Annotated in this window: 10 protein-coding genes; 9 read left to right on the forward strand and 1 reads right to left on the reverse strand. The window is 69.9% G+C overall.

All coding sequences use genetic code 11. The features are described from left to right. Positions 1-694 precede the first annotated feature (694 nt). Genes ACQCX5_RS00005 through recN form a run of 6 tightly spaced genes read left to right on the forward strand, consistent with a single transcriptional unit; the run spans position 695 to position 7,013 of the window. Positions 695-2,368, forward strand: a complete 1,674-nt coding sequence (locus ACQCX5_RS00005; protein ID WP_434539983.1) for a hypothetical protein — start codon at positions 695-697, stop codon at positions 2,366-2,368. After that, on the forward strand, positions 2,365-3,351 hold the full coding sequence (locus tag ACQCX5_RS00010; protein ID WP_434539984.1) for an HAD-IIA family hydrolase: 987 nt from the start codon (positions 2,365-2,367) through the stop codon (positions 3,349-3,351). Before ACQCX5_RS00005 ends, ACQCX5_RS00010 begins: the two co-directional genes overlap by 4 nt. Continuing rightward, a complete protein-coding gene (locus ACQCX5_RS00015) occupies positions 3,348-3,584 on the forward strand; it encodes a hypothetical protein (RefSeq protein WP_434539985.1) in 237 nt (78 codons plus the stop codon). Before ACQCX5_RS00010 ends, ACQCX5_RS00015 begins: the two co-directional genes overlap by 4 nt. 5 nt (positions 3,585-3,589) lie before the next feature. Further along, positions 3,590-4,321: a TlyA family RNA methyltransferase gene (locus tag ACQCX5_RS00020; RefSeq protein ID WP_434540684.1), complete on the forward strand. Its 732-nt coding sequence runs from the start codon at positions 3,590-3,592 to the stop codon at positions 4,319-4,321. Positions 4,322-4,367: 46 nt separating this feature from the next. Beyond that, the gene (locus tag ACQCX5_RS00025) at positions 4,368-5,312 is read left to right on the forward strand and encodes an NAD kinase (RefSeq protein WP_434539986.1); all 945 of its coding nucleotides are present in this window, start codon (positions 4,368-4,370) and stop codon (positions 5,310-5,312) included. Positions 5,313-5,315: 3 nt separating this feature from the next. After that, positions 5,316-7,013, forward strand: coding sequence for a DNA repair protein RecN (gene recN, locus ACQCX5_RS00030; protein ID WP_434539987.1), 1,698 nt, complete (start codon positions 5,316-5,318; stop codon positions 7,011-7,013). Here recN and ACQCX5_RS00035 read toward each other — a convergent pair. Then, entirely contained in the window at positions 6,986-8,032 is a 1,047-nt protein-coding gene (locus tag ACQCX5_RS00035) for an ATP-dependent DNA ligase (protein WP_434539988.1), read from the reverse strand. The two genes, recN and ACQCX5_RS00035, sit on opposite strands and share 28 nt — an antisense overlap. 108 nt (positions 8,033-8,140) lie before the next feature. On the opposite strand from ACQCX5_RS00035, the gene ACQCX5_RS00040 reads away from it, so the two are divergent. From ACQCX5_RS00040 to ACQCX5_RS00050, 3 genes are read left to right on the forward strand one after another with little or no spacing between them, the layout of a single operon-like run. Beyond that, positions 8,141-9,865 (forward strand): CTP synthase, encoded by a 1,725-nt coding sequence (locus ACQCX5_RS00040; protein ID WP_434539989.1) that lies wholly within the window; start codon positions 8,141-8,143, stop codon positions 9,863-9,865. Beyond that, positions 9,862-10,524 (forward strand): NUDIX domain-containing protein, encoded by a 663-nt coding sequence (locus ACQCX5_RS00045; protein WP_434539990.1) that lies wholly within the window; start codon positions 9,862-9,864, stop codon positions 10,522-10,524. The genes ACQCX5_RS00040 and ACQCX5_RS00045 overlap by 4 nt, the downstream gene beginning before the upstream one ends. Next, positions 10,490-11,461: a site-specific tyrosine recombinase XerD gene (locus tag ACQCX5_RS00050; protein WP_434539991.1), complete on the forward strand. Its 972-nt coding sequence runs from the start codon at positions 10,490-10,492 to the stop codon at positions 11,459-11,461. Before ACQCX5_RS00045 ends, ACQCX5_RS00050 begins: the two co-directional genes overlap by 35 nt. Positions 11,462-11,625: the final 164 nt, after the last annotated feature.

Raw genomic sequence — 11,625 nt, forward strand, 5'->3', positions numbered from 1 at the left:
AACAGCTCCCGCCGCAGCTTCCGAGCCTCCGGCTCAACCCCGGAATCCTTCTTCGGATTGGTCATGGTCACAGTCAATCTCCTTCAAGTAGGGAGACCCTCACTTACACAGACCATCTGACACGTCCCGGCCCCACACCCCGGCACCCCCAGTGGACCAGCACGGGCTCGTCCACCCGGTCTGCCTGAGGTGGCGGAACCTGCACTCGTGACACCAGCGTCACCACCGCAACCCGAACCCGCGCCGCCGGCTGCAGAACTGGCACCAGTGCCAGTTCCGCAACATCACCCCCCACCCGTTGTTCGGCCCAGCGCTGGACGAGGCATCCGCGCGGCCCCACACCCCGGCACCCCCAGTGCACCAGCACGGGCTCGTCCACCCGGTCTGCCTGAGGTGGCGGAACCTGCACTCGTGACACCAGCGTCACCACCGCAACCCCAACCGGCGCCGCCGGCTGCACAACTGGCACCAGCACCAGTTGTACAACATCACCCCCCACCCGTTGTCCGGCCCAGCACTGGACGAGGCGGGGGCATCGAGAGGTCACCATCTGCAGAACCCCGGCCCGGGTAGTGCAGACACCAGCGCCAGTTCTGCAGCACCGGCGGCGTCCATGCCGGCCGATCGCTGACCTCGGCGCACCGGCACGGCGGCGAGTCGCCACGACATCATCAACTACGGCAGGATAGGAAGCATGATCAATTCGACTGACGGCTCCTCAGACGCGCGCGGCAATCGCCCCCCATCAGGCGGCGGTGGCGGTGCGCGTCGGCCGGGTCGTCCCTCCGGTGGGGGTTCTTCCGGGCGGGGTGGTGGCTTCGGGGGCCGATCGGGAGGACGTTCCGGCGGCGGCTTTGACGAGCGTCGCGGTGGGCGCGACGACGATCGCCGCGGCGGCCGTGACGACCGTCGCGACGGCCGTGACTCGGGGGAGCGTCGCTGGTCGAGCGATCGGCGTGACGACCGCCCGAGTGGTCGCGCGGGTTCGGGCGGTGCCGGTGATCGGCGCTGGTCAAACGATCGCCGCGATGACCGCGGCGCAAGTCGTGATGACCGCGGGGGCAGCCGCTCCGGTGGATGGTCACGTGACCGTGATGGCGCCGGTGGCCAGGGGGAGCGTCGCGAGTGGCGTCCCCGCGGCGAGCGCGCCGAGGGTGGCGACCGTCCGCAGGGCCGCGGTCGCTTCGTCGGTCGCCGCGACGACCGGCGCGACGACCGCAGCGGTGAGCGCCGCTACAACGACCGCCCGGGTGACCGCGGGGACGATCGGCGCGATGACCGCCCCCGCCGTGAGGGTGACGACTTCCGCTCGAGGGATGGTTACCGCAGCCGTGGCGGCAGCGGCAATGCCTCCACCGGCGGGTTCAACCGGAACCGCACCGCAGGACCTCGGGGTGAACGCACCGGCGACCGTCCCTATGGCGACCGTCCCCGCAGCGACCGTCCCTATGGCGATCGTCCCCGTGGTGGCCGTCCCGACCGGGGCCGCACTGGCACCTACCGCGACGAGCCCCGCCTGAGCCGCGAGCAGGAACGTGAGCTCGAGCGCGCCAAGCGCCCCGGTCTGGAACGGAAGGCTGACGAACCTGCGACACCGACCGATTTCGACGAGAAGACGTTGCCGCGGTCGGTACGCGCCGAACTTCGCGCACTGCCCAAGGACCTGGCTGCGATCGTCGGGGCGCACCTGGCCATGGCAGGCGAACTCGTCGACGATGATCCCCAGCTGGCGCTGGCACATGCCCAGGCCGCGCGTCGTCGGGCCGCCCGTCTGCCCGTCGTGCGCGAAGCCACCGCCGAGGCCGCCTACGCCGCCGGTGACTGGCAAACCGCCCTGACCGAGTACCGCGCGCTGCACCGCATGTCGGGCAGCGGCGACTACCTGCCGGTGATGGCCGACTGCGAACGTGCACTGGGCAAGCCGCGCGAGGCCCTGCGGATCGCCCGCGAGGCCGAGGACGTTGCCCTCGACCCCGCGATGCGCATCGAGATGCTGATCGTCGAGGCCGGGGCACGTGCCGACCTTGGCCAGGTGGACGAGGCGCTGCGCGTGCTGCAGGCGGCCTCACAGGCCCGTCGCGCACCGAAGCAGGCGCTCGCGCGCATCCACTACGCTGCCGCCGACCTGCTCGAGCAGGCCGGTCGGGTACCGGCCGCCATCGACCAGTTCACCCGCGCCGCCGCACTCGATACCGAGGACGACCTGGACGCCAACATTCGGCTGGCCCGACTGGGCGCCGCAGCGCCGGGCGACGAGGACGCCGACCTCGATATCATCGCAATGGTCGATGACGAGGAAGACGACGAGGACCTCGCCGACGACGAACCCATCGACGACGAACCCACCAATGACAAGGACGCAGAATGAGTCTGATCGACACCTATGACGCGGCGCTGTTCGACCTGGACGGCGTGGTCTACCTCGGACCAGAGGTCATTCCCGGCGCCGCGGAGTCGATCGCCGAACTGCGTCGTCGCCAGGTGCGGGTCGGCTTCGTCACCAACAACGCGGCCCGGGCCCCCATCACCGTTGCAGAACACCTGACCGAGCTCGGTGTCGAGGCCTCCGCTGATGACGTCGTGGCCAGTTCGCAGGCGGTCGCCCGCCTGATGGCCTCGCAGCTGCCCGTCGGCTCCCCAGTGCTGGTCGTCGGCACCCGTGCACTCGCCGAGCAGGTGACGGCAGTGGGCCTGGCGGTCGTGAATTCCAGCGCGGACAACCCCGTCGCAGTGGTGCAGGGTTACGACCCGCAGATGACCTGGCCCCGTCTCGACGACGCCTGCTACGCCATCCAGGCCGGGGCCACCTGGTACGTCACCAACACCGACGCCACCCGCCCCACCAACAAGGGACTGGTGCCCGGTGCCGGGTCGATGATGGACGTCGTGGCCAGCGCTGTCGATGTCACCCCCACCATCGCCGGCAAGCCCTATGCCCCCCTGATGGAAGAGACGGTGCTGCGACTGAAGGCGTCGCATCCGCTGTTCGTGGGTGACCGCATTGACACCGACATCATGGGCGCGGTGGGCGTGGGCATGGACTCCCTGTTCGTGTTCACCGGTGCCCACGGCAAGCAGGACCTGCTCGACGCCCCCGAGAACGGTCGCCCCACCCATCTGGGTCACGACCTGCATGCCCTCATCGAGCCGGCCCGCACCGCAGAGGTCACCGTCGCCGGGGTCACCGTCGCCGGGGTCACCGCCACCATCAACAACGGCGTCGTGCAGCTCGACCACGTGCCCGCCGACCGTGCGGGGCAGTACGACGCCCTGTGGGCCGTGCTGCTGCTGGTCTGGCACCAGGATGCCGACGGCCAGGCCGCCGTCGACCAGCTCACCCAGGTCAAGTGACCACCGACGCCGTTCCGATCGACCCCACCGGCCCCGGCCCGCAGCCCGCGCCTGTCACCGGAGACCAGCGCGTCGACGCCGCGCTGCGTCAGTTCGGCACATTGGCCGACCACGCCCCGGCCGACCACCAAGCCCGTCTCGACGAGCTCGCGAAGGTGTTGGCGCAGGTGCTCGAGAGCCCCGCACACGGGGCCGGCATGCCCGGTGGCATGCCTCGTCCGGCAGCTCGTTGAGCGTGGTGCGCCTCGATGTCGCGCTCGTCGCGCGTGCACTGGCCCGGTCGCGCACGGCCGGCCAGCGGCTGATCGCCGGGGGCCGCGTGCGGGTGAACGGCGAGACCGTCCGACGGGCGTCGAGCCCGGTCGACGACGCGGACGCGATCGACGTCACACTTGACCACCACTGGGTCAGCAGGGCGGCGCTCAAGCTGGTCGGCGTACTCGACGAGATCGACCCCGACAACCTGCTGTTCGCCGACGGCCCCACCGTGCTCGACGCCGGCGCCTCGACGGGCGGGTTCACCCAGGTGTGCCTGCAGCGTGGGGCACGCCTGGTGCACGCCGTCGATGTCGGCCACGACCAGCTCGACCCCGGGCTGAGGGCCGACCCGCGCGTGCACGTCGTCGAGGGGTTCAACCTGCGCGACCTGACCCCTGACGACCTGCCGGGACCGGTCGACCTGGTCGTCTGCGACGTCTCGTTCGTGTCGGTGCGGCTGCTGCTCGCGCCGCTGCTGTCGGTGCTGAAAGCCGACGGGGACGCCCTGGTCATGGTCAAACCACAGTTCGAGGTGGGCCGAGAGCGGCTGGGCAATGGGGGCGTGGTGACCGACCCCCGGTTGCAGCATGAAGCAGTCCAGGTCGTCCGGGACGATGCCGCCGCCCTGGGGTGGGGGAGCAGCGAGCCACGCCCCGCGACTCTCACCGGCGCCACTGGCAACCAGGAGTTCTTCGTGCACCTGCGGCGCTAGTGTGGGGCGGGACCGAACGGGCACATGACATGACGAGGGGGGACCTGTGGCAGACACGCGACGCATCGCGGTGATGATCCATCCGATCCGTGCCGATGCCCTGGACACTGCTGCCGACTTCATGACCCGCGTCAGCGAGCGTGGCGTCGACACGGTCGTGTTGCCCGAGCAGTGGGAACTGGTCGCGGATGCCCTGCCCGACCTCGTCGAGGCGCACCGCTTGCGCGCCAGCGCCACCTTGGCGGCGGGTGATGTTGAACTCGTCGTCGTCTTCGGCGGTGACGGCACCATCCTGAGGGCAGCGGAATGGGCCTACGAACCTGAGGTGCCGCTGTTGGGTGTGAACCTGGGCCACGTCGGGTTCATGGCCGAGCTCGAGGCTTCTGAGGTCGCCAACCTCGTCAACCATGTGCTGGACCGCAGCTACGTCGTCGAGGAGCGCCTGACCCTGTCGGTGAACGTGCGCGACTCGTCCGGGGACGAGGTGTGGAGTTCGTTCGCGATCAACGAGGCATCGCTTGAAAAGGCAGCCCGGGAGCGCATGCTCGAGGTGCTGGTGCACATCGACCACCGCCCGATTTCTCGCTGGGGCTGTGATGGTGTGCTCGTCAGCACCCCCACGGGCTCGACGGCCTATGCCTTCAGCGCCGGGGGCCCGGTGATGTGGCCCGACGTCGAGGCCATCGAATTGGTGCCGCTGTCGGCACACGCCCTGTTCGCCCGGTCGATGGTGCTCAGCCCCAATTCGACGGTCGACATCGACATCCTGCTGCCGAATGCCGGACGGGCCGTGCTCTGGTGCGACGGGCGCCGCAGTGTCGACATCGAGCCCGGTGCACGGGTCAGCGTGGCGCGCGGTGCCCACCCGTTGTTGCTCGCCAGGCTCACCGAGCAGCCCTTCACCACCCGTCTGGTCAAGAAGTTCAACCTGCAGATCGACGGTTGGCGGGGTGAAACCGGTCGTCAGGCCGCGGGCGAGCAGCGGGAGTGAGCTGTGCTGCGTGAACTGCGCATCAGGAACCTGGGTGTCATCACCGAGGCGACCCTGCCGTTTGCCGGTGGCATGACCGCGCTGACCGGTGAGACCGGGGCCGGCAAGACCATGGTCACCAGCGGGCTGGGCCTGCTGCTGGGCGAGCGTGCCGATGCCGGGGTGGTGCGCCACGGCGCCGACCGTGCGGTGGTCGAGGGCCGGTTCACCGGCGCCGACCAGGCCACCGTCGAGAGCATGGGGGGCGAGTTCGACGACGACGAACTTCTGGTCGCGCGCCAGGTCAGCGCCAATGGACGATCCCGCGCCTTCATCGGCGGGGCCCAGAACACGGTCGCGGCCCTGTCAGCCCTCACGGGTGAGCTCGCCACCATCCATGGGCAGTCCGAACAGTTGCGCCTGGGCAGCACCGAACGCCAGCGGGACGTGCTCGACCGATCGTGCGGCGAGCGCCACATCCTCGCCCTGGCCCGCCATCGCGAGCTGTACCACCGGCGCGCGGCGCTGACTGCTGAACTGGACGACCTGGTCACCCGCAGCCAGGAGCGGGCCCGCGAGGCGGACCTGCTGCGGCTCGGCCTGGACGAGATCGCCGCAGTCGATCCACAACCCGGTGAAGACGCCATACTCGCCACCGAAGCTGCCCGGCTCACGTCGCTCGATGAACTGCTCACCCTCTCGGAACAGGCATCCGTGCTGCTCTCGGGAAGCGACGACCCGGGCAGTGACGACCCCGGCGCCATCGGGCTGGTCGGCCTGGCCCGGCGCAGCATCTCGGCACTGGCAGACCTTGACGACACCGCCACGGGCCTGCGCGGGCGCGTGGTCGACCTGGGCCACCAGCTCAACGACCTGGCGGCCGACATCGCCTCGTACCGCGCCGACCTCGATGCCGACCCCGCCCGCCTCGACCAGGTGCTGCAGCGCCGCGCCGACCTGGCCGGGCTCAGCCGCAAGTACGGCAGCACCATCGAAGAGGTGCTGGCCTGGGCACAGCAGTCGGCGCAGCGGCTCGGCGATCTCGAGGGCTCCGACGACCGCATCGATGCCCTGCGCGCAGGGATCGCCGAGCTCACCGCGCAGCTGGACGACTCGGCGGTGGCCATCACCGCACAGCGACGCGAGGGTGCCGACCGCCTGGCCGCGGCCGTCCACGACGAACTGGGCGCGCTGGCGATGAAACATGCCCGGGTCCAGTTCGCGCTGACCCCGCTCGACCACGTTGGCCCGCACGGCGCCGAGCAGGTGCAGTTGTTGTTCGCGGCCAACGCCGGCAGCCCACCCGCCCCGCTGGCGAAGGTCGCCTCGGGTGGTGAACTGTCGCGGGTGCGGCTCGCGATCGAGGTGGTGCTTGCCGGCGACGCGAGTGGCCACACGTTTGTCTTCGACGAGGTCGACGCCGGCATCGGCGGGGCCGTGGCACTCGAGGTCGGACGACGGCTGGCGCGGCTCGCCCAGCACGCCCAGGTGCTGGTGGTGACCCACCTGGCCCAGGTCGCTGCGTTCGCGGACCAGCAATTCGTCGTCCACAAGCAGTCCCACGGCGATGTCACCTCGAGCGATGTTTCAGAGGTGACCGGCACCGAACGCGAGGCCGAGCTGGCCCGCATGATGGGCGGCATCGACCACGCCCGCAGCGCCCGTCAGCACGCCCGCGAGCTGCTCGACACGGCTCAGTCGAGCATCGTCGCCAGGTCGTAGGCCTGGGCGCTGGCCAACTGGTCCTGCTGGCACGATCGGGGGTCACGGTCGACGCGCCAGCGCCTGAACCGTGCGGGGTGGCGGAACTGGAAGCCGACGAGTTGGTCGAACTCGACCTCGGCCACCTTCGTCGGGTTCAGCGAGACCAGGCCGTGGGCCGCCGCCATGTCGGGCAGCCCATGGATGGTCGGGGCATCTGCCGCAGCGAGCTCGAGAGGGCGTAGCGACTCGGCGAGGTCGATGCGCTGCTGGGCCTCGAACTGGCTGATCACGCCGACATAGTGCAGGGCGTCGTCCCCGTGCCCGTACAGCGCCAGCAGCAACTGGCCCACACCCCGGTAGCGCGGGTTGCGACGGTAGCCCACCACCACGGCCTCGGCCGTGCGCGCGTGCTTGACCTTCTGCCAGCTGCGCCGACCGTATTCGTAGGTGCCGAGCGACTCCTTGACCATGATGCCGTCGAGCCCCGAACCGTCGAACGACTCGAACCAGCTGCGGGCCACGTCGGCGTCATGGGTCTGGGCCGTGACATGCAGGCCCACACTCTCGGGGATCGAGCCCAGCATGTCCTCGAGGCGCAGGCGCCGATCCCGGAACGGCAGGCCACGCAGGTCGCGGTCGTCCACCGCCAGCACGTCGAACGCGACCATGTGCGCGGGGTTGAGTTCAGCCATGCGGGCGACCCTGCGCAGCGACGGGTGCACGCGGGCACTCAGTACGTCCCAGTCAAGGTGCTGTGCACCGATCGCGCCGGTCGGCACGAAGATCTCGGTGTCGATGACGCACCGGCGCGGCAGTGAGTCGCGCACGTGGTCGACGATCTCGGGGAAGTACGAGGTCAGCGACTTGTTCATGCGGCTGGTGAGTTCCACCTGGTCGCCGTCCCGCAGCACGATGCACCGGAAGCCGTCCCATTTGGGCTCGTAGACGTAACCGCCGTCGACGGCATCTGCGTCGGGGATTCGGTCGACGAGGCGGGCCAACATGGGTGCGACTGGCACATCGATGGGCAAGTCCATGCCCCCAGTCTGTCACGGCCAGCCCAAATGCCCGATTCGGTGCTCCTTCGCGCAGGGCGGAGCGCCGCTGGCACGTGCGCCCGCTGTTTGGGCTTAGGATGGGAGTCCGTGGGCAACGCGAAGATCACCAAGCACCTGTTCGTCACCGGGGGAGTGGTTTCATCCCTGGGCAAGGGCCTGACGGCTTCAAGCCTCGGCAACCTGTTGGTCGCCCGCGGGCTTCGGGTCATCATGCAGAAGCTCGACCCCTACCTGAACGTCGACCCGGGCACGATGAACCCCTTCCAGCATGGTGAGGTCTTCGTCACCGAGGACGGTGCCGAGACCGACCTCGACGTCGGCCACTACGAGCGCTTCCTCGACGTCAATCTCGACGGTGCCGCCAACGTCACCACCGGCAAGGTCTATTCGACCGTCATCGCCAAGGAACGCCGCGGCGACTACCTGGGCGACACCGTCCAGGTCATCCCGCACATCACCAACGAGATCAAGGAACGGATGCTGGCCGTCGGTGGCCCGGGTACCGACCTCGTCATCCATGAGATCGGCGGCACCGTCGGCGACATCGAGTCGCTGCCCTTCCTCGAGGCGGCCCGCCAGGTGCGCCATGAGGTCGGCCGCGAGAACGTGTTCTTCCTGCATGTCTCGCTCGTGCCCTACATCGGCCCGTCCGGTGAAATGAAGACCAAGCCCACCCAGCACTCCGTCGCCGCGCTGCGCCAGGTCGGCATCCAGCCCGACGCGATCGTCTGCCGTGCCAACCGCGAACTGGGCGAGGGCATCAAGCGCAAGATCGCCATGAGCTGCGACGTGGACGAAGAAGCCGTGGTCGCCTGCATCGACGCCCCCTCGATCTACGCCATCCCCAAGGTGCTGCACGCCGAGGGCCTCGACGCCTATGTCGTGCGCAAGATGAGCCTGAAGTTCCGCGATGTCGACTGGACGAAGTGGAATGCGCTGCTCGACAGTGTCGAGAACCCCACCGAAGAGGTCACGATCGCGCTGGTCGGCAAGTACATCGACCTGCCCGATGCCTACCTGTCGGTCACCGAGGCCCTGCGCGCAGGTGGCTTCGCCAACAAGGCCAAGGTCAACATCCGCTGGGTCAAGTCCGACGACTGCGAAACCACCGAAGGGGCACTCGAGCACCTCGGTGACGTCGACGGCATCTGCGTGCCCGGCGGCTTCGGCATCCGCGGTGTCGAGGGCAAGCTGGGCGCGCTGAAGTTCGCCCGCGAGAACAAGATCCCGACGCTGGGCCTGTGCCTGGGCCTGCAGTGCATGGTCATCGAGGCCGCCCGCAACCTGGCCGGCATCGAGGATGCCGCATCGACCGAGTTCGACCCCGACACCGCCTCGCCGGTCATCGCCACCATGGTCGAGCAGCTCGAGATCGTCAGCGGTGAGGGCGACCTGGGTGGCTCGATGCGGCTGGGCTCCTACCCCGCCGAACTGGTCCGCGGCTCGGTCGTCGCCCGCGCCTACGGCAAGACCAAGGTCGAGGAGCGCCACCGCCACCGCTACGAGGTCAACAACACCTACCGTGACCAGCTGACGGCCGCCGGACTGGTGATCAGCGGCACCTCACCCGACCGCAACCTCGTCGAGTTCGTCGAACTGCCCCGCGAGGTGCACCCCTACTACGTCGCCACCCAGGCCCACCCCGAGCTGAAGTCGCGCCCCACCCGTCCGCACCCGCTGTTCAAGGCGCTGGTTACGGCCGCACTGGAGCGCTCGACCGGCAACCGCCTGCCCGTGGACGCTACCGAGGCAGCCGCGGGCGCCGCCCCGGCCGGGGGCGAGGCCAAGGTCGGCGCGAAGGACGAGTTGTGAACGACCAGCCCGCAGACTTTCCCACCGCCTGGCCGGTGGCGGCCAGTGAGGTGCTGGCCCGTGGCCGCGTGTGCAACTTCGTGCAGCAGACGGTGGTGCCGCCCGCAGGTGAGCCTTTCAGCCGCCAGTTCATCTCGCACCCCGGTGCCGTCGGCATCATCGCGCTCGACGACCAGGACCGGGTTGCCGTCGTCGACCAGTACCGCCACCCGGTGGGACTGACCCTGGTCGAACCACCGGCCGGGCTGCTCGACATCGAGGGCGAGGACTTCCTGGTCGCGGCCCAGCGTGAGCTGGCCGAAGAGGTCGAACTGGCCGCGGCCGACTGGCGGGTACTCGTCGACGTCTGCACCAGCCCCGGCGGCTCCGAGGAATCGGCCCGCGTCTATCTTGCCCGCGGGCTGAGCCCGGCACCCCACCCCGAGGGTTTCGTGCCCGAGGACGAGGAGGCCCACATGGTCGTCCGCTGGGTGGGGTTCGAAGACCTCGTCGACGGCGTGTTCGCGGGGCGCCTGCAGTCGCCGCTGCTCGTGGCGGGCATCATGGCGCTCGCCGCTGCACGCAGCACCGGACGCCTCGATTCACTGCGCACGCCCGACGCCCCCTGGCCGGTGCGCACGGTCCATGAGCAACTCGGACGAGACCGCCGCCCGGCCTGAGCCGGCGCCCGCCCTGCCGCGGGTGCTCGAGGACTACCTCGACCACCTCGGCGTCGAGCGCGGGCTGTCCGCCAACACCCTCGCGTCGTACCGGCGCGACCTCGACCGTTACCTGGTCTGGTTGGCCGGTCGCGGCATCGACCGGCTCGATGACGTCAGCCCGGCCGACGTGGGTGCCTTCGCGACGGCGCTGGCATCCGGTGAGGGGCAGCAGGCACCGTTGGCGAGGTCGTCGGTGGGCCGCAGCGTCGTCGCCGTGCGGGGGTTCCACCGGTTCACGACGTCCGAGGGCATCACCCCCACCGATGCGGCCGCCGAGGTCAGCCCGCCGCGGGTCGGCACCAGGTTGCCGAAGGCGCTGCGCCTCGAGCAGGTCACCGCGCTGCTGGCCAGCCCCGACCCCACTACCGTCGAGGGCGTGCGCGACGCCGCCCTGCTCGAACTGCTCTACGGCACCGGCGCCCGCATCAGTGAAGTGTGCGGCCTTGACGTGGACGAGGTCAGCCGTGCGCTCGACGACCCCGACGCCGGCCTGCGGCTGCTGGGAAAGGGCTCCAAGGAACGCATCGTGCCGCTGGGCCGCTACGCCCGTGATGCGGTGCGGGCCTGGCTGGTGCGCGGTCGTCCGGAATGGCAGTCGAGGGCGGCATGCCCCGGGCCCGCGCTGCTGCTGAACAGTCGCGGCAACAGGCTCTCACGCCAGAGTGCCTGGGCTGTCGTGCAGCGGGCCGCAGAGCGCGCGAACATCACCGACGAGGTCTCGCCACACAGCCTGCGCCATTCCTATGCCACCCACCTGCTGGACGGGGGCGCCGACATCCGGGTGGTGCAGGAACTGCTCGGCCATTCCTCGGTGACCACCACCCAGATCTACACCCTCGTCACGGTGGAACACCTGCGCGAGGTCTACCGCAGCGCCCATCCGCGCGCCCGCTGACGCCGTGCTGCGGTGCGGACACGGCGCACACTAGACTCGGCACGCAACACGACCGGAGGGAACGACGTGGCAGACAAGCAGTGGCAGGCAGACGCCGGTGGCCGGTGGCAGGCAGACACCGGTCTCGACGAGGGTGACGGTGCCCTTTTCGACGTCGAAACCGC

The sequence above is a fragment of the Aestuariimicrobium sp. G57 genome, assembly GCF_050110855.1.
GTDB lineage: Bacteria > Actinomycetota > Actinomycetes > Propionibacteriales > Propionibacteriaceae > Aestuariimicrobium.